The organism is Vallitalea longa (genome assembly GCF_027923465.1).
Taxonomy (GTDB): Bacteria; Bacillota; Clostridia; order Lachnospirales; family Vallitaleaceae; genus Vallitalea; species Vallitalea longa.
Genome location: NZ_BRLB01000008.1, coordinates 36,779 through 61,641, shown reverse-complemented (window position 1 = coordinate 61,641; position 24,863 = coordinate 36,779). Strand labels below are relative to the sequence as shown.

The following is a 24,863-nucleotide window of genomic DNA, read 5'->3' as shown; positions in this document are numbered from 1 at the left end:
ATTAGGAAAAAAAGTGATTGATTTGGCAATTAGAAAATAAATTTTTTGTACTAAGCTTATATTAATAAGTTCAAAATCATAATTATATATAGTATTGTTTGACAAAATATAAGTCGAAATATATACTAAATATATTAAAAATGATAAAAACCATAGGTTTTTGATAATAGTATGGATGTGTTGTTATGAAATTTAGAACTAGAATACTACTTATATGCTTTATTGTCGTTGTTGGAGTTGTAGTACTTAATACTACGATATTAACGTTTTATGTATCAGATTCACTGAAAGAAAATGCAATAAATAGTTCACAAGCTGTTAATAAGCAGACATTAATCGCTTTTGATAATCTGATAACCTCGTTAGATAACTTGTCACAAATTCCTATTATGGACGAAGCAGTTTTTAAAGTACTAGATGGAAGTTATGAACAGTATCCCGAAGATATGAAAAAATTTCAAATGTATAGGGACAGTGATAAAGTATCAGCTAAATTATATACAAGCATATTGTATAATAATGAATACATTAATTCAGTGACTTTAATACCATTTAATTCTCCACTGATATATTCGAAAAATAGATATTCAGTATCGCCAATCGATAATTTTGAAAACCAACATTGGTATGATACACTGTATAATTCTAATGGTAGTTCTATAATATTACCTCTTCATAAGGACACTATGTATGGCATAGATAGTGGAGATATCATATCTGTAGGTCGCCTTATTATGAATGCAAGAACTAATAGAAAGTTAGGGATATTAAAAATTGATGTGAAAATAAATGACCTAGTAGAATTGTGGAATAATGAATCTATACATTCTGGTACACAAATATTTGTATCAAATAATGAAAACGATATTATTTATTCGTCTTTTGAAGATAAAAGTAAAGAGAAAACCGATAATATAATGGAACAGGTCATATCAGGAAAAACTAATATAAGGATAGATAAAAAGGATTATCTTTCTATATTGACCACATCAAATATTACAGGGTGTTCTATCATGATGTTAATACCAAAAAGTACTATATACAAAGAAGCATATACAACAATGGTGATAATGATTCTAGTAGCTGTTTTTTGTATTCTCATTGCATTTATCGTGTCTGAAATGACATCAAGGCATATTATGAAGCCTATTAAGAGTCTTAACAGTACAATTAAAGAAGCATATAAAGGAGATTTATCTGTTAGAGTAGATACAACATCTAAAGGTGAATTTGGGGAATTATGTCATGCCTTTAATTTGATGATAGATAACACACAAAATCTTATAAATAAAATATACATAGAAGAAAATGAAAAAAGAGAGATGGAATATAAAGCACTACAAGCACAGATTTCTCCGCATTTTATGCTTAATACTCTTAATGCGATTAAATTGATGGCTACAATGCAAGGAGCAAAATCAATAGAGACATCTTTGGACTCAATAGGACATATCATCGGTTTCGCTATCAAAGATAAATCTGATAAGATTACAATTGAAACAGAACTAAAACAAATTCAATATTACATTCAAATATTATCTCTCAGGTATTATAATAAATTTAATATTACATTTGATGTAGAAGACAGAGTTTTGGGTTGTTATACTTTAAAATATTTATTGCAACCGATTATGGAGAATTGTATCTTCCATGGTTTTGACAATATGGACAAGAAAGGTAATATAAATATAAAGATTCATATACAAAACAAAATGATTGTTTATGAAGTCCTTGATAACGGTAATGGTATCTCACAACAAGTAATTGATAATATACTTATAAAAGAAAAGACTAATGATGGATTTAATAAGATTGGTATTTATAATGTGAATAAAAGAATTCAAATGATTTATGGTAAGGATTTTGGAGTGCAAATAAAAAGTAGTTTAGGTGAAGGTACACTTGTTAAAATAACGATTCCTATAGAAAAAGGTGAAACCATTGATTAATATTTTTTTAGCTGATGATGAAAATTTTGTTAGAATTGGGATTAAATCAGTATTTGATTGGGAAGAGAATGGATATTCCATAATAGGAGAAGCAGGGAATGGCGAAGAAGCAATCAAAAAGATCTTAGAATTAACTCCCGATATTGTTTTTTTAGACATAACAATGCCTATAGTTGATGGTATTACTGTATTAAAAAAAATTAGAGAAAAAGGATATGAGGGATATGTTGTAATGCTTACATGTCACGAAAATTTTGAGTTCGCTCAAAAAGCTCTTAAGTATCAGGCCAACGATTATATACTTAAGAATAACATTTTAGCTGATAATCTTGCAGAATATTTGAAGTCAATTGACAAGAAATATCTATCCAAACATAAGAATAAAGATGATAATCTATCAAATATAAAAGAGTTCAGAACGAACTTTCTTGCGAATATACTTAGGATAGGTTTTGATGAAAAAATTGATTTTGAAACAATTGCTCATAGATATAAGTTGAAAATAAAGAATGGTGATATATATTTAATTGCGGTCAAGATAGAGAACTATGAAAGAATAATCGCAAGGTATGAAAAGAATGGTGATAATATATTTATCAATAGTATCAATAATATTTTTACAAATACATTAGAAAAATATAATGAATTTGAGATAGTCAAGTATTCCAGAGATTTATTTGTTGTACTATTGACCTTTTCAAAAGAGAAAAGCCAATTTAATATAAATAACTATATACAAGATATTGTAAATGACTTATCATATGCTACTAAAACGTTTTTGAATGTTGAAATTGTAATGGCATTGGGATGCAACTACAAAGGGTTAGAAAATATTAATGTGACATATGATAAAGTCCAAAGAATATTGGATCAAACATACTTCTATCCTAATAAGAAAATATATTATCATAACGATAAATATGAATTGGATGTAAATGATAAATACTTGAATGAATTGAAATGTGACTTAATCAAAGGGTTAGAATCAAATAGTAATAATAAGATTTCAAAAACAGTAAAGAAGTTTATTGGGAAGATTACTAAAGACAACATCCTAATCAATGTGGATAAATTTATTTATGTAATTAAAAATCATATGCAGGAATTATGTGGAACGAAAAAAATAGATATAGATTTTGATGTGATTCACAATGCAGATGAATTACTGAAAGTGCTAGAAGAATTTGATGATAGATTAAATATTGATATTAGAAGACCAAAGAATTATTTGATTGTACAGACACTTAAAATTATTGATGAAAATTATACAACGAATGTAAGTCTTGATGATATTGCTGGTAGTATTGGAGTGACACCTAGTTATATAAGTAGGATATTCTCTAAGTATATGAATAAAACCATATCTAACTATATTAATGAAAAGAGAATAGAATATGCAAAGAATTTGATAAAAACCACTAATCTAAAACATTACCAAGTAGCTGAAAAATGTGGTTTCAATTCTGCTATCCATTATATTAATATGTTTAAAAAATATTGTGACATAACACCAAATGAATATAGGAATAGTAGTACATAAAAATATAATTAATGTAAAAATAATTATATTTTAATTTAATGAAAAGTGGTAGTTTTGATACTACCACTTTTTTTCGAGCAACAATTCAAAAACTATAAAAAAAAGATTAATAAATATCAAAATATAATAATGATGCTAAAATTTAATTAAGGTATACTTGTAAGTGAAAATTAAGAAAAGGAGAATTAGAGAGATGAAAAATTTAACTAAGATTTTAACTATTTGTTTAACAATAAGCCTTATATGTGTATGTTTTACAGGTTGCAAATCAAAGAAAGAAGCAAAAGATGATACAATTTCTAAGGTAAATCAAGATGAAGAAGAGACTACCGATACAGATAAATCTAATAAAAGCTCTGATGAAGCTGTCACATTGACATTAGGTTTCTGGGGTTCATCAGGGGAAGAAAAAGCTTTTACAAAAGCAGTTGAAGGAATTGCAGGTGCAGTACCAGAAATCAAGGAAATCAAGTTACAACATTATCCTACAGCTAATGATTTCTGGCAAAAACTTCCTGGTGAAGTTGCAGCAGGAACAGCTCCTGATATTGTTAATCTTACAAATGAAGCAAGTTTAGGATTAATTCAAGATGGATTCTTTCTTCCATACGATGAATATGATTTTGATTTTGAAGCATATGCACCTAGTGCTATAAAAGCTTGGAATTATCAAGGTCAATTATATGGAATTCCAACAACAGCTGCTCCAGCGACATTCGCAGTGAATGTAGATCTATGGAAAGCTGCAGGACTTGGAGATTATCCAGAAACATGGGAAGAAGTTTATGAAGCTGCGAAAGCACTTACAAAAGATGAAGTAAAAGGTGTTTGTATTGATATAGGTAATATATATCACCCAACCCAATATATGAATTCTTTTGGTGGTGGTTGGAAAGATGGAGCATCAATAAATTCTAAAGAAAACATTGATGCGTTGAATTTCATATTCAAGATGTTTGATGAAGGTCTTGCAGTAACTGCAAAAGATGCAGGTATGTCTTGGGATGGAGAAGTATTTGGTGGTCAAAAATGTGCCATGTCAACAGGAGGAACTTGGTATGTCGGTTTTATGAAAGAATCTGCTCCTGATGTTGATTACACATTCATTCCAATGCCAGGTGGTGATGGAAACAAAGGTTCAACATTACATACTTATGCATATTCTGTATTGAAGAATACTAAAAATGCGGAACTTGCAGCAAAAGCAGCATACTATATGTCAAGAAAAGAATTCCAATTAACAAATGCTGAGATAACTGGTGGTTCACCTAGTATCACAGAAGCTTTACCAAAATTCTTTGAACTCAATCCAAAACTTAAAATTATAGAGGAGCAAGTTCCATATGCTACAGGATTTGGCTATCCAGCAGATGAACAATTTAAATCAGATTTTCAATCAGAACTTGAGAGTGTTATTTATGGTAATTCAGATAAATCAGCAGAAGAAATATTAAATAATTTATCTGAAAAATATGGATCTCAATAACTTTCATATAAAGGTAACAGGGGTAGAATCCCCTGTTATCATTAAATATTTAACTGGAGTGGACTACTAATGAAAGAAAATATTATGAAGAAAAATAATGCTGGAAGAATATTTTTAGCTAAAAGAAGTGATGAAACTGTTACTGCATATTTATTTGTTTTACCAGCTATTATATGTTGGATATTATGGTTTTTAATCCCATTCATGCGCTCTATATATATTAGCTTTTTCAAGTATTCATATGTGACACCTGATAAAAATAGGTTTATAGGTTTTAGCAACTACATACACTTATTCCAAGATCCAAAATTCTATATTGCACTGAAGAATACTTTGCTTTTTGGAGCAATAGTGGTTCCAACAATAACAATTGTCTCTTTACTTTTGGCTCTATTATTAAATAAATCGTTTAAAGGAAGAGGAGCATTCAGAACAATCTATTATTTGCCATATGTTATCGCCCCTATAACAGTTGCTACAGTATTTATGTATCTTTTTGTTAAAGACGGTGTCATGGCAAAATTTTTTGGAATTATTGGAATTTCCAACACAACATGGTATGCCAATATTAAAATGGCTATGCCGTTCATCGGAATAATGTTTATTTGGCAGATGGTAGGATTTTATATGGTATATTATTTATCTGGTTTTCAGACAATACCTAGTACTGTATATGAATCAGCGGAGATTGATGGTGCTAACGGTTTTCAAAAATTTCGGTTTATAACCGTACCAATGTTGAGACCAACAACTTTTTTGGTCATAACATATGCGACTATTCAATCATTTCAATTATTTGACCAGATTGCAGCAGTTTCTAATGCAAGTGGTGGACTAGGATCCCCTGCTGGTGCGACAAGTACTCTTTTAACCTATTTTTATCAGAACTCTTTTAGGTATTATAAAATGGGATATGGTAGTGCAATAGCTGTGATTTTATTTTTACTTATACTCTTAGTGACATTTATCCAAAGAAAATTTACCGATGCAGACGGTGCTTATTAGAAAGTAGGTTAACACATGAAACGTTTTGTAAAATTAATTTTTTATATAATACTTATTATTTTTGCAATAATATTTATCGCTCCTCTAGCCTATGCTATTTACAATTCCCTATTACCTCTTGACAAGGTTAATCATATAGTACCATTATCGTTTTTATCATTGGATAATTATAAAGAGTTATTTACTAATTACGATATTCTTAATTGGTATAAGAATACTATTAATATGGCAATTATAACATTAGTTGGTCAACTTACTACAAGTTTACTTGCTGGTTACGCAATAGCTAAACTTAATTTTAAGGGCAAAAGAGTGATTTTTAATATTATAGTAGTAACTCTTATGATTCCTTTTCAATTGCTTTTGGTTCCTCTTTACATAATGGTTGCAGGTCTAGGGTGGCATAATTCAATGTTAAGTCTTACGATACCTTTTATATTGAATCCACTTTATGTATTTATGGCTAGACAATTTTTTATTACAATACCAAATGATTTGGTAGAAGCAGCAAGAATAGATGGTTTGAATCATGCTACTAGTTTCTTTCGAGTTGTACTTCCTATAGCAAAGCCAATAATTATAACTTTAACCATTTTCAATTTTACACAATCATGGAATGCATATTTGGTACCAGCTACATTTGTAAGTAATGATAAGATGTATACACTTGTTGTTGGACTTAATACTTTAAAAGATACTTATTTTAATAGATTAAATCTTACAATGGCTGGAGTTGTAATGATAACAATACCTATTTTGCTATTATTCCTAGTCTTGCAAAAATATCTTATTGAGGGAATAGCAACATCTGGTATTAAAGGATAGAAGTAATGATTAATTCTAGAATGAGTGAGAAAGGGGATAATATCTTGGGCATATCAGAAAAATCAAAAGCAATATATCCATATAATGAATGGGAAATCATAGAAGATAGATTTGATGTTAATAATAATTATAGAAATGAGACAGTATTCGCTTTGTCAAATGGTTACATAGGGACACGGGGAACATTTGAGGAAAATTACAAGTTTGATAAAGAGACTGGATTAGAAGGAACATTTCTAAATGGTTTCTACGAGAGTGAAAAAATAAGATATGGTGAATTCAATTATGGATTTCCAGATGTTAGTCAGACGATGTTGAATGTTCAGAATGGTAAAATTATCAAGATTAAATTGGATGATGAAGAATTCAATATGAATGAAGGATCTATTCTTGAATATAAAAGAGTGCTGAAGTTGAAGGAGGGTATACTCATAAGGAACATAACATGGGTATCTCCAAAAGGAAAAAAAATAAGAATAACATTCAAAAGATTGGTCTCACTAACGAATAAACATCTTATGGCTATTAAATGTGAGATAACACCACTTAATTTTGATGGAGAAATCAATATAATATCCGAGATTGATGGAGATGTCATCAATCACACAGCAGATACTAATCCATTAATCGATTATGGTCCTTATAGTAGAGTCTTACAACCTGAAGAAATAAAGGCGGACAATACATTATTATCAATTATAAGCAAAACAAAGAATACAAAATTTGTATTATGTTGTGCTAGTGAAAATAAGTTGATATCCAATAACGATTATAAAATATCCAATGTTGAAGAAGAATATAAGTCAAGTGTCAGATACCAGATTCAAGGGATACAGAATCAAACAGTTACTTTTGAGAAATACATATCCTATGTATCTTCTATGGATTATGACCCGAATGAAATAAAAGGGATTACCAATAAAATATTAATACAAGCAAGTACTGAAGGATTTAATAATATTGCTATGGACCAAAAATCTTATGTTTATGATTTCTTTGATAGTGCAGATGTCAAGATTCAAGGGGATGCTGCATTACAACAAGGAATCAGGTTCAATTTATTCCATTTGATGCAAGCCTGTGGTCGTGATGGAAAGACAGGTATGGGGGCAAAAGGAATTACAGGTGAAGGTTATGAAGGGCATAATTTCTGGGATACAGAGATGTATATTATACAAGTTTTAGTATATATATCAAAAGATTTAGCTAAGCATCTTCTTGATTTTAGATATAGTACATTAGATGCTGCTAGAGATAGAGCCATAGAACTTGGACACCCTAATGGTGCACTGTATCCATGGAGAACCATCAATGGTAAAGAAGCTTCTGCGTATTACCCACTCGGGACTGCGCAATATCATATCAATGCTGATATATCCTATGCATTCCATAAGTATGTAGAGGTAACAGATGATGTAGAATATCTTGTAGAAAAAGCTGCTGAAGTTTATATTGAAACAGCAAGGGTTTGGTTAGATGTAGGAGATTTTATCAAAGAAAGAGATAATAAGTTCTGTATTCATTGTGTGACAGGACCAGATGAGTATACAGCTTTGGTCGATAATAATTGTTATACCAATCTTATGGCAAGAGAAAATTTATTGTATGCATATGATACAGTTTGTTGGATGAAAAAAAATAGATTGAAAGAATATAAAGAACTGGCAAATAGGTTGGAATTAAAAGAAACAGAATTAGAGTTATTTAAAAAAGCAGCAGATAATATGTATTTTCCATATGATGAAAAATTAGAGATATATGGGCAGGATGATACATTTTTATATAGAAAACCATGGCACCCTGAGAGATTGCCAGAAGAAAAAAGATCCTTGTTATACAAATACTACCATCCACTTTTTGTATTTAGACATAAAATGTGTAAACAGGTAGACTTGTTGATGGCGATGTATTTATTAAGAGATAAGTTCAGTAAAGAAGAAATAGAAAAACATTATCAGTATTATGAACCATTAACATTGAATCATTCTTCATTGTCAACTTGTATTTTAGGGATATTATCATGTGATTTAGGATATTATGATAAAGCCTACGAGTATTTTACTAGTACATCACGACTTGATCTTGATGATTACAATCAAAGTGTCCATACTGGTATTCATGCAGCGAATATGGCCGGAACGTGGATGAATATTGTATTTGGATTCGCAGGGATGAAAACATATGATGATAAGTTAACTTTTAATCCTTATATTCCAAAGGCTTGGGGTAGTTACAGTTTTAATGTTACTTATAAGAATAAAATTATAAATGTAACAATAAATCATGAACAAATTATATATAAGTTGACCCAAGGAGATGAATGTGTCATCAAACATAAAGATAAGGAATTAGTATTGATTAAAGATAAAGATGTCGTTGTAACAGCAAAATTTGAAAATGTAGAAAAAGAAGATGATTCCAGCAAGGATAAAGATAAACACAAAGTATTTGGTTAGATTAAGCTAATGTAATTAGTTTGGTTGATTTTTATAGTTACTAAGTAAAAATAGTAAAAAGTTAAATTTTCATATGTTCAATAAAAATAATAAAAGAGAGAAGGTTTTGATTAATATGAAAAGAAGTTATTTAATTACATTTTTGATGATGATTCTTTTAGTTTCAAATATTTCATACGCAAATACTCAAAAGATTAAAGATGATAATTCAACAAGAGGTGATTATCCAGCAAATCCTATAATAAAAGATGGGTGGATACTAGATTATAATGATGAATTCAATGAACAAAATCTCGATACAGACCATTGGTTGCCATATTATCTTCCTCATTGGACAACTAAAGAGTTAAGTGCTACAGATTATACTTTTAGAGAAAATGCTCTTGTATTAAGAATTGATGAAGATTATCCAGCGTGGAATCCTACATATGATGGCGATGTAAAATGTTCAAGTATTCAAAGTTTTGAAAAAGATAATATCCATCAATTTAATAAAAGTATGCCATTAGATCATCATGAGTCGATTTTTGATGGGTATACAACAAAGTATGGATATTTTGAAATAAGAGCAAAACTACCTGGTGGCAGTGGTGGTCATGTAGCTTGGTGGATGATTGGTTGTGAAGATGAATCATATCAAAAAGCAGAAGTAGACATAGTTGAGAATCCTTTTAGTTATACCACTAATTCATTTATTAATATTCACCCTCATGATGATGCTACTATAAAAAGTGAAACATTTAGATCTTCTATTGGTTATGATCTTGCAAATACTTGGCATGTATATGGATTTGAATGGGACCCAAGTGGAATGAAATTTTATATAGACAATAAACTTGTTGGTAACACCAATCAATCAGTAGGTTATAGAATGATGACATTTTTAGGAATATATAGAGATTGTGGTTGGGATGGAGTTAATGATGGAGTATATCCAAAAGAATTTTTAATAGATTATTTTAGAGTATATAAAAGAGAAGGTGGATATACTAATAATAGTTTAGCAGTTTCAGCAACTGCGACTGCTACAAGTGAATTTGATAAATTTCCAGTAGACAGGTTGACAGATACAAATCCTGTAACAGAATTTATGAGTGGTAGATACCCGGATTATCCACATTATGTGACTTTTAGATGGGAATCACCTCAGACATTCAATCAGGTATCGCTAGAAAGTTGGTATTGTCAAGGACAAGCACCAACAAATTGGGACATACAAGTATCTGAAGACGGTTCTACTAATTGGAGTACAGTAGCATCTTCAGGAGATATTGTATGGGAAAAGAATGATGATACTGTAGAAAGTAGAGAATTAACTTTTGATGAACAAGAGAATAATAAGGGTTTACGAATAAAAGTTAATGATGCCAATTTGCAATGGCAAAGTTACGTAATTAGAAACATCGTAATAGACTGAATTAAATAGTAATTATAAAACCAAACTGATTATATAATAAATTGTTTAATAAAAAATCGTTATATGGATTTTCAATATAGCGATTTTTTGTTGTAAGTCCTGAAAAAAAATTCCAAATGCATTTCATCCCATTAATCGTGTCGTTCGTCAGGATTTGTAGAAATATTTTTATCGAATCTATATAATAAAATAAAAAATTTATTATTTTTAATCAAGGAGGAAAATGATATATGGGTTCATTAACAGTAGATTTAAATGCATTAGGAGATGTAACAGAAAAGTTTAAAGATTTAATTGAAAAAAACAATATCATCTTAAATGATTTTAATTCACAGAAAAATTGTATTGACTTTGATATTGCAGAAAGAGATAATATTAGATATGATTTAAATGAAGTCAGCAAGAAATTAAAATCGATATCAGAATATTTTATTACATATGATAGACAAATCAATGATGCAATAGATACATATGCAGATACTGAAGAGAAATTGAAAAGTTTTATATTGGAATTAGATACTTCTGATAGAAAAGAGTCAACTAATAATAATGCAAAACCTGCCGATGTAACAGTAGGGAAAGTAAAAGTTAGAGATTCAAAAGTAACTGATGGGGTTACAACAGGATATCTTGTGGATATTATTGAAGGATTAGGAGGTACAGCTGAATGGGATGGAAAAACAAGAACTACAACAGTGAAATTGAATGGGAAAACAATTGTATATGATTTGAAAAACATGAAAGACGGAGTAGGACATGCAAGTGATGGAACAACATTTACAGTAAAAGATGGACATATACATGTTGGAGTAAGAGAAGTTTCTGAAAAAGCTGGTGCAAATATAAAATGGTCACCTAATACAACAGGTGGAGTAACAGTAAATGTTGCCTATACTAATTCAAATTTATCAAGTACCACTATAGACCAACAACAAGGGGAAATTAACAATTTGATGACACAATTCGTTGATAGCGCTAAGAATGAGTTGAAAAAAGGGTTTAAAGAAAATAATGGGGATAATGATACACCATACGGTAAATGGTATGGGTTAAATAAACAACCATGGTGTGCTATGTTTGTTTCATATGTTGCGAATCAAGCGGGTATTGCTGTCAAAGTAAAACGTAAGAATTTGGATAAAGGAAAAACTGTAGCAAATACAAGTAATCCATCTGTACCTAAAGAAGCAAGTGTTTATTACCAAAAGAAATATTATATAATAGCTAATAGATATCAGACAAGAGAATCAGGCTATAAACCAAATGAAGGTGATATTATATTCTTTGATAAACATGTAGGTATAGTTACTCTATATGACTCAGATAAGAAAAAAGTATATACTATTGAAGGAAATTCAGACAATGCTGTAAGGTTAAGAACATATAGTGAGGATAGTACTTATATTAAGGGGTATGGTGTTAATGGTGGTACAAATTCAGGTACTTTACCTAGTGAAGAAAAGGCCACAAACGGATCTAATGCCAAAACTCGTTAATCAAGGAAGGAGATAAAATGAATATTAAAAAAGTAATTTTTATCATTATAATAATAATTTTGGTTGGATGTAATAATAAAACCAATAATACATCTAATGTTAATGAGAGTATTGAAAATAAAAATGCTACCTCGAATGATAAAACTTTGGAAGAACAACAACCAACAAATGATAAGCTAGAAAAAACTAGAGAAGAACAACAATCGGTAAATGATAATATAGAAGAAAAACCGAAAGAACAATCAAAGCAAATAATAGATAATAAGATAGATAAATCATTAGAAGAAAAATCACAGAAGCAAGAAAATGAAGGTATACAATATATCAATAATTCAATGGGATTTAGTATAATATTTCCAAATAGCTGGGAAGGTTATTATAATATAGTAAAAGATGAAAATAGTGGTTGTATTGATATACTATATACAGGGAAAGATAGCACAATCAAGGGAGAAGACGGGAATGGACTATATATGTTTTCTATCATAAGAGAAGATAAGTTAGATGATTTTTTAGACAGCATTAAAGAAATAGGAACTTACAGAGAACAAAAATATTACTATGCAACACATACAGATTTTGAAATTGGTTCATTAAGGGATGAAGAAGATGAAAATATGAACACAGATTTCAAAAAAGCAATGTCTATGTTGGAAGATGTTCCAGAAATTCTAAAGACAATAAAATCTATAGAACAACAATCAGCAGATGATAAGATAGAGGAAGATTCACAAGAACAACCACGACAACAAGATGAAGGTATAAAATATGTCAATGATGTTATGGGCTTTAGTTTAACGTTTCCAAATAGCTGGGAAGGTTATTATAATATAGTAGAAGAAGAAAATGGTGGTTATATTGATATACTATATACAGGGAAAGATAGCACAATCAAGGGAGAAGACGGGAATGGACTATATATGTTTTCTATCATAAGAGAAGATGAGTTAGATGATTTCTTAGACAGCATTAAAGAAATAGGAACTTACAGAGAACAAAAATATTACTATGCAACACATACAGATTTTGAAATTGGTTCATTAAGGGATGAGGAAGATGAAAATATGAACACAGATTTTAAAAAAGCAATGTCTATGTTGGAAGATGTTCCTCAAATATTAGAGACAATAAGTGCTATGGAATAAAATTATGTAGTTGTAATTTAATTAGTGTATTTAGAATATATAGTTAATTCCAGTTAATATAATTTAGCTGGAATTTTTTTGATTAGATAGGAAAGTTATATTTTCTATTTTCCTTGAAATCTGTGTGACCTCTTTGTTCTTTTTAAGAATTAATCGAAAAAATGCATTTCATCCCATAAATCATGTCGTTCGTCAGGATTTGTAGAAATAATTTTATCAAATCTATATAATAAAATAAAAAATTTATTATTTTTAATCAAGGAGGAAAATGATATATGGGTTCATTAACAGTAGATTTAAATGCATTAGGAGATGTAACAGAAAAGTTTAAAGATTTAATTGAAAAAAGCAATATCACCTTAAATGATTTTAATTCACAGAAAAATTGTATTGACTTTGATATTGCAGAAAGAGATAATATTAGATATGATTTAAATGAAGTCAGCAAGAAATTGAAATTGATATCAGAAATTTTTATTACATATGATAGACAAATCAATGATGCAATAGATACATATGCAGATACTGAAGAGAAATTGAAAAGTTTTATATTGGAATTAGATACTTCTGATAGAAAAGAGTCAACTAATAATAATGCAAAACCTGCCGATGTAACAGTAGGGAAAGTAAAAGTTAGAGATTCAAAAGTAACTGATGGGGTTACAACAGGATATCTTGTGGATATTATTGAAGGATTAGGAGGTACAGCTGAATGGGATGGAAAAACAAGAACTACAACAGTGAAATTGAATGGGAAAACAATTGTATATGATTTGAAAAACATGAAAGACGGAGTAGGACATGCAAGTGATGGAACAACATTTACAGTAAAAGATGGACATATACATGTTGGAGTAAGAGAAGTATCTGAAAAATCTGGTGCTAATATAAAATGGTCACCTAATTCCAAGGGTGGAGTGACAGTAGATATTAATTATACTTATGCAAGTGTTTCTAAAGTGACACCAATTACTAAGGACAACGGTGATTATGGAGAATTATGGGTAGGCGATGATATAGTTATCTTAGAGCAAAAAGGAAATAGAAGTCATATAAGATATCCAGGCAAGTATCATCAAGAAACAGCATGGGTAGATAACGATAAGCTAAATATTGGTGTAAGAGTTGAAAAAACAGAAGAAAAGGAACATAGTAGCATGAATCGTTATGCCAAAAAGAAAGTAAAAACAAATGCTGGTGAGAGAAAAGCTGTACAAGTTCCTTTACCAGATGAAGGATTTTATGAAAATGCAAATTATAGATATTTTCCTGAAGAAGTTGCTGAAAGTGACTATCCTAATAATAATACCCATGAAATACAGTTAATGGTTAACAGATTATTCGGGAAAACAGATGATAATGTAAAAGTATCATCAATATATGGAGAATTTTATAATGGAGTTAACAGAAGTTCATTCAAGCATGGAAATGATGTGGTAAACCTAAATGGAGGGAAATTTAAGGGAATACATGAAGGTATAGATATCGTAAATAAAACCCATGTTTCTGCAAGTTTCAAATCTATTGTAGATTCTAGGGGTAAAGTAATTAGAGTGGATGAGAATGTTTTAAATGCTAATAATAAAATAGTAAATGTTTATTCAGGTAAAAAACAAGGTAGAGAAGATGTTTATAACACTATTTCCGTATATTATGAAAATGAAAATATTACAGTTAGCTATTTACACGCTAAAGAAATAAATGTTAAATTAGGTCAGTATGTAGAATTAGGTCAAGAATTAGGTAAACAGGGATATGCGGGATTAAACTCTCCTAATAGATCACATGTTCATATTGAAGTAAAAAATGGTAGATCACCAAATGTTTCAAGTTCAGCTAACGATTTGAATAAATTAAGTAGTAAGGCACCTTATTCCATAGTTGACATAAGTGAATAATCTATATTTAATAAGACAAATTATGAATTCGTATAAAATTTATGTAAGGAGTAAACATTATGAAATTAAAGACAATTTATATAGTATTAATAGTTAGCATATTTTTAGTTTCGTGTAGCAAAAATTATGTAAGTAAAGAAACTAAATCTACAAATGAAAATGAAAAAACTAATATTGTATTAGAACAAGAGACAAACAAAAAGGAGGTTATAGAGAATAATAATCTTAATTCTTCCGAAGACCACAATAACAAAGAAGACTCAATAACTAAAGTAACTAAGAATACATTATCAAAGGAATATATAGTAGTGCATGATAGAATAGGAATATACTATGATGGTAGAAATTTTAACAAGTTTTATAATAGTGATAATATTTCTAATGACGTATTAAATGAATTCAATGGAGAGTTCATAGGATTTGATAGCAAAAGAAATTCTATGTCAATTACAAATGAAGTTAGAGAGCATCCAATTTATACTTTTGGTAATGCATATCCTATAGATGAAAATGGTCATGATTTATACGATATTTGCTTAAGTGTAAAATGCGATTGGGACCTACAACCATATAGTATAGAAGAATTAGAGCAAGTAGAAAAATATTTAGATATTATAGAAAATAAGCTTATAGAAAATAATTTTACAAATACTCCCCCAATACTAAAAGATATACTAAAATGTGATTTAGATAATAATGGAGTAGATGAAATAATCTTACATGCAACTAATTTTTCTTTAGAAAAAGAGAACGATAATGATTATACTGTAAGTAGTTTACCAGACAATGGATTGGTATTATATAATTTGATATACATAATATCGGATAATAATGTGTCACCAGTATATGAAATGTTTATGCCTATTGATAAAGAGATATTTAGCTTAACTGATCCTACTGACATAAAAAATTATTTAACACAAAAAAGTAGTAATTATAGACTAGGAGATATCTATAATTATTTTATAGAAGATTATTATTTAAACCCTATGTATGAATATAAAATAAATGACAAAATATGTTATATAAAACTTAAAGATATATATGGTGATAATGTAATAATGGATTTAAAAGCATTAGATATTATGGATTTTTACATAGATTCAACTAATCTTTATCATCTTCAAGGATTAAGTATATTTAATTTACTAGATATAAATAACGATGGCATTATGGAGATTGTATTGACTGGAAAACAAACTGCACTAGAACCACAATATCAATATTTTGATGCATATAGATTTGTCCAATTCAATAAAGGTAAAATAAACATTATTCTAGATATTCAAGAAGACTATATTTCCCCTCTATAAAATTATATATTTTTTAGCGTGTTTTTTAGTAAACACGCTTTTTTACCTTAGGAAAGTCATACTTTCTGTTTCCTTAAAATTTCCTATAAAATAATATATCATAAATTAATAATATTGATTCTAAAATATAGATTCATAGAGACTAAAATGCAAAAAAATGCATTTCATCCCATAAATCATGTCGTTCGTCAGGATTTGTAGAAATAATTTTATTAAATTTATATAATGATAATAAAATTTATTATTTTTTATTAAGGAGGAAACAGATATATGGGTTCATTAACAGTAGATTTAAATGCATTAGGAGATGTAACAGAAAAGTTTAAAGATTTAATTGAAAGAAGCAATATCATCTTAAATGATTTTAATTCACAGAAAAATTGTATTGATTTTGATATTGCAGAAAGAGATAATATTAGATATGATTTAAATGAAGTCAGCAAGAAATTGAAATCGATATCAGAAATTTTTATTACATATGATAGACAAATCAATGATGCAATAGATACATATGCAGATACTGAAGAGAAATTGAAAAGTTTTATATTGGAATTAAATACTTCTGATAGAAAAGAGTCAACTAATAATAATGCAAAACCTGCCGATGTAACAGTAGGGAAAGTAAAAGTTAGAGATTCAAAAGTAACTGATGGGGTTACAACAGGATATCTTGTGGATATTATTGAAGGATTAGGAGGTACAGCTGAATGGGATGGAAAAACAAGAACTACAACAGTGAAATTGAATGGGAAAACAATTGTATATGATTTGAAAAACATGAAAGACGGAGTAGGACATGCAAGTGATGGAACAACATTTACAGTAAAAGATGGACATATACATGTTGGAGTAAGAGAAGTATCTGAAAAATCTGGTGCTAATATAAAATGGTCACCTAATTCCAAGGGTGGAGTGACAGTAGATATTAATTATACTTATGCAAGTGTTTCTAAGGTGACACCAATTACTAAGGACAACGGTGATTATGGAGAATTATGGGTAGGCGATGATATAGTTATCTTAGAGCAAGAAGGAAATAGAAGTCATATAAGATATCCAGGCAAGTATCATCAAGAAACAGCATGGGTAGATAACGATAAGCTGAATATTGGTGTAAGGGTTGAAAAACCAACTTATAAAGATATAGAGTTTTCTGATTTAGACAAAGTTATGTTACCTTATGCTAATGGTAAGGTTTTACCATTAACTGATGAGCAAAAACAAGCAATTATGAAAATTAAAAATACCTATCATAATAATGACTATATCAAAAAGCATAAAAATGATACTCAGATTTATCTTTTTGAAGGTACTACTATTAATAAAAAAGCTATTTATGGTAATACAAAGCATACTTCATTGTATGAGGATCGATATGGAGCATTATTAGTTATAGTTAAGGATGATAAGATAGCCTATATAACTCCAGAAGCATCAACCTTACCAGATAATCCTAAAGGACCTAAATCTATGAATGGTGGTACAGATATGCCTACAGTAGTTGATGGAATTTATTTGTATGAAGATGTAATACATTCTACGAAATCAATTAAATACCCAGCATTAAAAATAAAATCAACAGATGGTAAGAATAATGTAAAAGTTGCTAGATATAATAATAAAGCAGATAAATGGTATAATGGTATTTCTACGGGAATTCATTTTCATATGGGACATAGAGGTGCAGATTGTAAAGAAAAAGAAATTGATGGTTCATCTAATTGGGCAAATTCAGCAGGTTGTCAAATAGTTAGACCGGGTACTATTAATAGAGAGTGGACACGATATAATGAAATTGCTAAGATTATAGGATTCGATAAAGATGGTCATGTAAAACGTGGAGAAAAACCAGATGATGCTAAAGGGATAATTGTTATTGATAGAAGTTTTATGGATTTAAATGAAAATGGATATAAAGAGGTTATAGGGGAAAAAGGAATAGATTATATTAAAAAAGGTGTTCATTAAATTATAAATAAATCAAAGTGATAAAGGAGATAATATGAAAAAATTAGGTATAGGTAAAGTATATGTATTAATATTATCTATAATATTTATTTTATGTAGCTGTAAACAAACAATAAAGAATGATTCTGCATTAATTAATCAAAATCAAGCAAATGAACAGAAAGTTACAGAAAAAGAAACTAATAAAAAATCTAAAGCTAATAAAGAAGTAGAACAGGTTAAAGAAGTAGAAGAGCCTGAAGAAACAAGACAAATTGAAGAAATAGGTGAAATTGAAGAGCCTATAGAATCTAAAGAAGTGGAGTATTACAATCCAGATATACTTGTAACTGATGAAGATTACGTATATTATTGTAATTTTGGATATTATATAGATAATGAGGGGAAATTACAATATGATGATAAAAGTAAGGGAGCAATTATTAGGTATGAACTTAAAACAGGGGAAAAAGAAAGTATAGCTAATGCAAAGGTATTTGTAAAAACGTTTATTTTAAAAGATGATTTGTTATTTTATGTAGATGATGGAAATCTTTTTAAAATGAATTTAGTAGATAGAACATCAAAACTTATTATTGATGATATGTTGAACTTTGAGTATGGTATCTTTGAGAATAATATTATATATATTAATGAAGAAGGTAAAATATTGAAAGCGACATTAGATGGGGATATAGTGCAAGAAATAAAAATAGATAAATTTGTAGATTTAATAAGATTAAAAGAAGATAAAATATATTATAAATTGTGGGATGATGATGAGGATAGTTTGTATTGTATAAATATTGATGGATCAGAAAATTCCAAAATTATTAATAATGCAAATAGACCAATTTTAACAGATAATTTTATATATTATACTCAAGAAGATGGATTATGTAAAGCTAATTTAGATGGGAGTAGTCCTCAATATATAACCGGAAGGTGGGATTTGTTTTATAAAGAGGCAGGAAATTATATATATTATAATACAGATAATGATATGTCACGGATAGATAAAAAAACAGGTATAATAGATACAAGCATTAAAGGAATTCATTTTTATTACATAATTGAGATAGGAGATTATTTGTATATTTTAGATTATCCGGATCAAGATTCGGCTACATATAAAAAAATGAATTTAAAAACATTTGAAATAACTGAAAACACAGAGATATTTTTTTAATATATTAATAAAAATGTTTGTCAGATAATGTATCAATACTATATATTTGATCTATATATTATTAAATAATAGAGAAAATTTTATTGAAATTTAATATATATATTTTAGCGTGTTTTTTGCAAACACGCTTTTTTTAATTTATAGAGTATAAAATAGAAAAAAATGCATTTCATCCCATAAATCATGTCGTTCGTCAGGATTTGTAGAAATAATTTTATTAAATTTATATAATAAAAATAAAAATTATTATTTTTTATCAAGGAGGAAAAAGATATATGGGTTCATTAACAGTAGATTTAAATGCATTGGAAGATGTAACAGAAAAGTTTAAAAGTTTAATTGATAATAGTAATACTATCTTAAATGATTTTAATTCACAGAAAAATTGTATTGACTTTGATATTGCAGAAAGAGATAATATTAGATATGATTTAAATGAAGTCAGCAAGAAATTGAAATCGATATCAGAAATTTTTATTACATATGATAGACAAATCAATGATGCAATAGATACATATGCAGATACTGAAGAGAAATTGAAAAGTTTTATATTGGAATTAAATACTTCTGATAGAAAAGAGTCAACTAATAATAATGCAAAACCTGCCGATGTAACAGTAGGGAAAGTAAAAGTTAGAGATTCAAAAGTAACTGATGGGGTTACAACAGGATATCTTGTGGATATTATTGAAGGATTAGGAGGTACAGCTGAATGGGATGGAAAAACAAGAACTACAACAGTGAAATTGAATGGGAAAACAATTGTATATGATTTGAAAAACATGAAAGACGGAGTAGGACATGCAAGTGATGGAACAACATTTACAGTAAAAGATGGACATATACATGTTGGAGTAAGAGAAGTAGCTGAAAAAGCTGGTGCAAATATAAAATGGTCACCTAATTCCAAGGGTGGAGTGACAGTAAATGTTAATTATACTTATGCAAGTGTTTCTAAGGTGACACCAATCACTAAGGACAACGGTGATTATGGAGAATTATGGCAAGGCGATGATATAGTTATCTTAGAACAAAAAGGAAATAGAAGTCATGTAAGATATCCAGGCAAGTATCATCAAGAAACAGCATGGGTAGATAACGATAAGCTGAATATTGGTGTAAGGGTTGAAAAACCAACTTATAAAGATATAGAGTTTTCTGATTTAGACAAAGTTATGTTACCTTATGCTAATGGTAAGATTTTACCATTAACTGATGAGCAAAAAAAAGCAATTATGAAAATTAAAAATACCTATCATAATAATGACTATATCAAAAAGCATAAAAATGATACTCAGATTTATCTTTTTGAAGGTACTACTATTAATGAACATGAAATTTATGGAAGTGAATATGATACTTCATTGTATAAGGATCGTTATGGAGCATTATTAGTTATAGTTAAAGATGATAAGATAGCCTATATAACTCCAGAGGCATCAACTTTACCAGATAATCCTAAAGGTTCTAAATCTATGAATGGTGGCACAGATATGCCTACAGTAGTTGATGGAATTTATTTGTATGAAGATGTAACACATTCTACGAAATCAATTAAATACCCAGCACTAAAAATAAAATCAACAGATGGTAAGAATAATGTAAAAGTTACTAGATATAATAATAAAGCAGATAAATGGTATAATGGTATTTCTACTGGAATTCATTTTCATATGGGACATAGAGGTGCAGATTGTGAAGGAGATGAAGTTGATGGTTCATCTAATTGGGCAAATTCAGCAGGTTGTCAAATAGTTAGACCGGGTACTATTAATGGAGAGTGGGCACGTTATAATGAAATTGCTAAGATTATAGGATTCGATAAAGATGGTTATGTAAATTGTGGAGAAAAACCAGATGATGCTAAAGGGATAATTATCATTGATAGAAGTTTTATGGATTTAAATGAAAATGGATATAAAAAGGTCATAGGGGAAAAAGGAATAGACTATATTAAAAAGGGTGTTCATTAATATAATTATAAATAAATCAAAGTGGTAAAGGAGGATAAATTAGACAGTATGAAAAAATTAGGTATAGGTAAAGTATATATATTAATATTATCGATAATATTGATTTTATGTGGTTGTAAACAAACAATAAAGAATGATGCTGCATTAATTAATCAAAATAAAGCAAATGAACAGAAAGTTACAGAAAAAGAAACTAATCAAAAATCTCAAGCTAATAAAGAAGTAGAACAGGAGTTAGAAGAGGCTGAAGAAACAAGACAAATTGAAGAAACAGGTGAAATTGAAGAGCCTATAGAAATAAAATCTAAAGAAGTGGAGTATTACAATCCAGATATACTTGTAACTGATGAAGATTACGTATATTATTGTAATTTTGGATATTATATAGATAATGAGGGGAAATTACAATATGATGATAAAAGTAAAGGAGCAATTATTAGGTATGAACTTAAAACAGGGGAAAAAGAAAGTATAGCTAACGTAAGGGTATGTGTAAAAACCTTTATTTTAAAAGATGATTTGTTATTTTATATAGATAATGGAAATCTTTTTAAAATGAATTTAGTAGATAGAACATCAAAACTTATCATTGATGATATGTTAAAATTTGAGTATGTTATCTTTGAAAATAATATTATATATATTAATGAAGAAGGTAAAATATTGAAAGCGACATTAGATGGGGATATAGTGCAAGAAATAAAAATAGATAAATTTGTAAATGTAATAAAATTAAAAGAAGATAAAATATATTATAAATTGTGGGATGATGATGAGGATAGTTTGTATTGTATAAATATTGATGGATCAGAAAATTCCAAAATTATTAATAATGCAAATAGACCAATTTTAACAGATAATTTTATATATTATACTCAAGAAGATGGATTATGTAAAGCTAATTTAGATGGGAGTAGTCCTCAATATATAACCGGAAGGTGGGATTTATTTTATAAAGAGGCAGGAAATTATATATATTATAATACAGATAATGATATGTCACGGATAGATAAAAAAACAGGTATAATAGATACAAGCATTAAAGGAATTCATTTTTATTACATAATTGAGATAGGAGATTATTTGTATATTTTAGATTATCCGGATCAAGATTCGGCTACATATAAAAAAATGAATTTAAAAACATTTGAAATAACTGAAAACACAGAGATATTTTTTTAATATATTAATAAAAATGTTTGTCAGATAATGTATCAATACTATATATTTGATCTATATATTATTAAATAATAGAGAAAATTTATTGAAATTTAATATATATATTTTAGCGTGTTTTTTGCAAACACGCTTTTTTTAATTTATAAATACAAAAAAATGCATTTCATCCCATAAATCATGTCGTTCGTCAGGATTTGTAGAAATAATTTTATTAAATTTATATAATAAAAATAAAAATTATTATTTTTTATCAAGGAGGAAAAAGATATATGGGTTCATTAACAGTAGATTTAAATGCATTGGAAGATGTAACAGAAAAATTTAAAAGTTTAATTGATAATAGTAATACTATCTTAAATGATTTTAATTCACAGAAAAATTGTATTGACTTTGATATTGCTGAAAGAGATAATATTAGATATGATTTAAATGAAGTCAGCAAAGAATTAAAACTAATATCAAAAAATATAGTTACATATGACATGAAAATTGATGATGCAATAAACACATATTCAGAGATTGAAATACAATTGAAAAGTATTATGTCCAATTTAGATATTACTAAAAAAAGTGATGAAAATAATACTTATGCAAAACCTGCAGAAGTGACTGTCGGAAAAGTTAGGGTAAGAAATACTACTGTAGCTGATGGAATTACTACAGGATATTTGATAGATATTATTGATGGATTAGGTGGTACAGTTTCATGGGATGGAGAAACAAGAACAACAACAGTGACGTTGAATGGAAAAACAACTACCTATAATTTAAATAATATGAAAGACGGAGTAGGACATGCAAGTGATGGAACGACATTTACAGTTATAGATGGACATATACAAGTTGGCGTAAGAGAGGTATCAGAAAAAGCAGGTGCAAATGTTAAATGGGCACCTAATTCTACAGGTGGTGTAACAGTAAATATTGACTATACACATGCAAGGGTATCAAGAACAACAGAAGTTATAAAAGACAATGGAAAACATGGGCAACTATGGAAAACAGATGATATATTAATTTTAGAACAACAAGGTAATAGAAGTCATATAAGATATCCAGTTGGGGATGACTATGCTACAGCTTGGGTAGATACTGATAAATTGAAAATTATAGATAATATCATTGATGATGATAATATTAAGAATGTGGAAGGGTATGACTTTGAAGTAGAATTAAAAAAATTTCCCAAATCATATCAGGATCAAATAATCGCTTTGAATGAAATACATCCTCAATGGAGATTTTATGCTGATAATATAGATGTGGATTTTAATGGTTTCATTGATAGTGAGATAAAACATGGTCTTGTTTGTACACCAGAGAGCAAATACGGTTACGATAATAAATGGAGAGATCCAAAATTGAAGTATGATAAAGGATATTTTGCTGCATCCAGAAAAGCTACTGCATATTTTATAGATCCAAGAAATTTTATTAATGAAAGACAAGTATTTCAATTTTTGTCATCTAAATATGATCCAAATACTCAGAATATAGAATCTGTTAACAAAGTGTTAGGAGGAAATTTATCTACCAAAGGGGATGCATTTGTAAAAGCAGGAGGTAAAGATGCTAGTGCCGTATTTTTAGCAGCTAAATGCATGGTAGAATCAGGGGGAGGAAAATCAACTCTTGCCTGTGGAAAAGTTAAGGGATACGAAGGATGGTATAACATGTATGGTATAGGAGCCAATGATGGAAACGCATTAATTGGAGGCGCAAAAAAAGCTAAATCCTATGGATGGAATAGCCAAGATAAAGCTATAATAGGTGGAGGACAATGGATATTCAATAAATATGTAGCTAAAGGTCAAGATACTCTTTACAAAATGAAGTGGAATGTAGAGAATTATGAAAGTGAAGGTGAGATATCTCATCAATACGCTACTCATATAAAAGATGCGTATAATAAAGCATATAACTTTTCAAAGGGACTGATAGATGTAGATGCACCATTCGTTTTTAGGATTCCAGTATATAATAATATGCAGGATGCAATATCATCTGAGCCAACAAGAGCTACACATAGATAAAAGAATGGAGGA

At 28.7% G+C, this 24,863-nt stretch carries 16 protein-coding genes; all 16 read left to right on the top strand.

From position 1 onward, the window contains the following. The first annotated feature begins 185 nt into the window (after positions 1 to 185). The 16 genes from QMG30_RS13495 to QMG30_RS13420 all read left to right on the top strand — a co-directional run bounded on the left by QMG30_RS13495 (position 186) and on the right by QMG30_RS13420 (position 24,851). Positions 186 to 1,949, top strand: a complete 1,764-nt coding sequence (locus QMG30_RS13495) for a sensor histidine kinase (RefSeq protein ID WP_281816191.1) — start codon at positions 186 to 188, stop codon at positions 1,947 to 1,949. Continuing rightward, positions 1,942 to 3,489, top strand: coding sequence for a response regulator transcription factor (locus tag QMG30_RS13490; RefSeq protein WP_281816189.1), 1,548 nt, complete (start codon positions 1,942 to 1,944; stop codon positions 3,487 to 3,489). Before QMG30_RS13495 ends, QMG30_RS13490 begins: the two co-directional genes overlap by 8 nt. Positions 3,490 to 3,682: 193 nt before the next feature. Then, on the top strand, positions 3,683 to 4,975 hold the full coding sequence (locus QMG30_RS13485) for an ABC transporter substrate-binding protein (RefSeq protein WP_281816188.1): 1,293 nt from the start codon (positions 3,683 to 3,685) through the stop codon (positions 4,973 to 4,975). 69 nt (positions 4,976 to 5,044) lie between these two features. Further along, positions 5,045 to 5,980 carry a carbohydrate ABC transporter permease gene (locus QMG30_RS13480; protein WP_281816187.1) on the top strand — a complete coding sequence of 312 codons (936 nt, stop codon included), beginning with the start codon at positions 5,045 to 5,047 and terminating at the stop codon, positions 5,978 to 5,980. 15 nt (positions 5,981 to 5,995) lie between these two features. Beyond that, positions 5,996 to 6,805: a carbohydrate ABC transporter permease gene (locus tag QMG30_RS13475; protein ID WP_281816186.1), complete on the top strand. Its 810-nt coding sequence runs from the start codon at positions 5,996 to 5,998 to the stop codon at positions 6,803 to 6,805. 5 nt (positions 6,806 to 6,810) lie between these two features. Next, on the top strand, positions 6,811 to 9,261 hold the full coding sequence (locus tag QMG30_RS13470; protein ID WP_281816184.1) for a glycoside hydrolase family 65 protein: 2,451 nt from the start codon (positions 6,811 to 6,813) through the stop codon (positions 9,259 to 9,261). Between the two features lie 115 nt (positions 9,262 to 9,376). After that, on the top strand, positions 9,377 to 10,678 hold the full coding sequence (locus QMG30_RS13465; RefSeq protein ID WP_281816181.1) for a family 16 glycosylhydrolase: 1,302 nt from the start codon (positions 9,377 to 9,379) through the stop codon (positions 10,676 to 10,678). 230 nt (positions 10,679 to 10,908) lie between these two features. After that, positions 10,909 to 12,174 carry a stalk domain-containing protein gene (locus tag QMG30_RS13460; protein ID WP_281816178.1) on the top strand — a complete coding sequence of 422 codons (1,266 nt, stop codon included), beginning with the start codon at positions 10,909 to 10,911 and terminating at the stop codon, positions 12,172 to 12,174. A 17-nt stretch (positions 12,175 to 12,191) separates the two neighbouring features. Continuing rightward, positions 12,192 to 13,319 carry a hypothetical protein gene (locus QMG30_RS13455; protein ID WP_281816175.1) on the top strand — a complete coding sequence of 376 codons (1,128 nt, stop codon included), beginning with the start codon at positions 12,192 to 12,194 and terminating at the stop codon, positions 13,317 to 13,319. 275 nt (positions 13,320 to 13,594) lie between these two features. Next, positions 13,595 to 15,217: a peptidoglycan DD-metalloendopeptidase family protein gene (locus QMG30_RS13450; protein WP_281816172.1), complete on the top strand. Its 1,623-nt coding sequence runs from the start codon at positions 13,595 to 13,597 to the stop codon at positions 15,215 to 15,217. 59 nt (positions 15,218 to 15,276) lie between these two features. Further along, positions 15,277 to 16,530, top strand: a complete 1,254-nt coding sequence (locus tag QMG30_RS13445) for a hypothetical protein (RefSeq protein WP_281816170.1) — start codon at positions 15,277 to 15,279, stop codon at positions 16,528 to 16,530. A 270-nt stretch (positions 16,531 to 16,800) separates the two neighbouring features. Then, positions 16,801 to 18,498 (top strand): stalk domain-containing protein, encoded by a 1,698-nt coding sequence (locus tag QMG30_RS13440; RefSeq protein ID WP_281816168.1) that lies wholly within the window; start codon positions 16,801 to 16,803, stop codon positions 18,496 to 18,498. A gap of 34 nt (positions 18,499 to 18,532) precedes the next feature. Further along, positions 18,533 to 19,666 carry a DUF5050 domain-containing protein gene (locus tag QMG30_RS13435; protein ID WP_281816166.1) on the top strand — a complete coding sequence of 378 codons (1,134 nt, stop codon included), beginning with the start codon at positions 18,533 to 18,535 and terminating at the stop codon, positions 19,664 to 19,666. Between the two features lie 275 nt (positions 19,667 to 19,941). Next, complete coding sequence (locus tag QMG30_RS13430) at positions 19,942 to 21,639, top strand: stalk domain-containing protein (RefSeq protein ID WP_281816164.1); 1,698 nt, start codon at positions 19,942 to 19,944, stop codon at positions 21,637 to 21,639. Between the two features lie 48 nt (positions 21,640 to 21,687). Next, on the top strand, positions 21,688 to 22,821 hold the full coding sequence (locus QMG30_RS13425) for a DUF5050 domain-containing protein (protein WP_281816161.1): 1,134 nt from the start codon (positions 21,688 to 21,690) through the stop codon (positions 22,819 to 22,821). A gap of 266 nt (positions 22,822 to 23,087) precedes the next feature. Continuing rightward, positions 23,088 to 24,851, top strand: a complete 1,764-nt coding sequence (locus tag QMG30_RS13420; protein ID WP_281816159.1) for an N-acetylglucosaminidase — start codon at positions 23,088 to 23,090, stop codon at positions 24,849 to 24,851. Positions 24,852 to 24,863: the final 12 nt, after the last annotated feature.

What these genes read in the sequence shown, in the direction of transcription:
- QMG30_RS13460 (WP_281816178.1), top strand. Translation starts at nt 10,909, where the DNA reads ATGGGTTCATTAACAGTAGATTTAAATGCATTAGGAGATGTAACAGAA.
- QMG30_RS13435 (WP_281816166.1), top strand. Translation starts at nt 18,533, where the DNA reads ATGAAAAAATTAGGTATAGGTAAAGTATATGTATTAATATTATCTATA.
- QMG30_RS13440 (WP_281816168.1), top strand. Translation starts at nt 16,801, where the DNA reads ATGGGTTCATTAACAGTAGATTTAAATGCATTAGGAGATGTAACAGAA.
- QMG30_RS13455 (WP_281816175.1), top strand. Translation starts at nt 12,192, where the DNA reads ATGAATATTAAAAAAGTAATTTTTATCATTATAATAATAATTTTGGTT.
- QMG30_RS13420 (WP_281816159.1), top strand. Translation starts at nt 23,088, where the DNA reads ATGGGTTCATTAACAGTAGATTTAAATGCATTGGAAGATGTAACAGAA.
- QMG30_RS13465 (WP_281816181.1), top strand. Translation starts at nt 9,377, where the DNA reads ATGAAAAGAAGTTATTTAATTACATTTTTGATGATGATTCTTTTAGTT.
- QMG30_RS13470 (WP_281816184.1), top strand. Translation starts at nt 6,811, where the DNA reads ATGATTAATTCTAGAATGAGTGAGAAAGGGGATAATATCTTGGGCATA.
- QMG30_RS13495 (WP_281816191.1), top strand. Translation starts at nt 186, where the DNA reads ATGAAATTTAGAACTAGAATACTACTTATATGCTTTATTGTCGTTGTT.
- QMG30_RS13480 (WP_281816187.1), top strand. Translation starts at nt 5,045, where the DNA reads ATGAAAGAAAATATTATGAAGAAAAATAATGCTGGAAGAATATTTTTA.
- QMG30_RS13445 (WP_281816170.1), top strand. Translation starts at nt 15,277, where the DNA reads ATGAAATTAAAGACAATTTATATAGTATTAATAGTTAGCATATTTTTA.
- QMG30_RS13475 (WP_281816186.1), top strand. Translation starts at nt 5,996, where the DNA reads ATGAAACGTTTTGTAAAATTAATTTTTTATATAATACTTATTATTTTT.
- QMG30_RS13450 (WP_281816172.1), top strand. Translation starts at nt 13,595, where the DNA reads ATGGGTTCATTAACAGTAGATTTAAATGCATTAGGAGATGTAACAGAA.
- QMG30_RS13430 (WP_281816164.1), top strand. Translation starts at nt 19,942, where the DNA reads ATGGGTTCATTAACAGTAGATTTAAATGCATTGGAAGATGTAACAGAA.
- QMG30_RS13425 (WP_281816161.1), top strand. Translation starts at nt 21,688, where the DNA reads ATGAAAAAATTAGGTATAGGTAAAGTATATATATTAATATTATCGATA.
- QMG30_RS13485 (WP_281816188.1), top strand. Translation starts at nt 3,683, where the DNA reads ATGAAAAATTTAACTAAGATTTTAACTATTTGTTTAACAATAAGCCTT.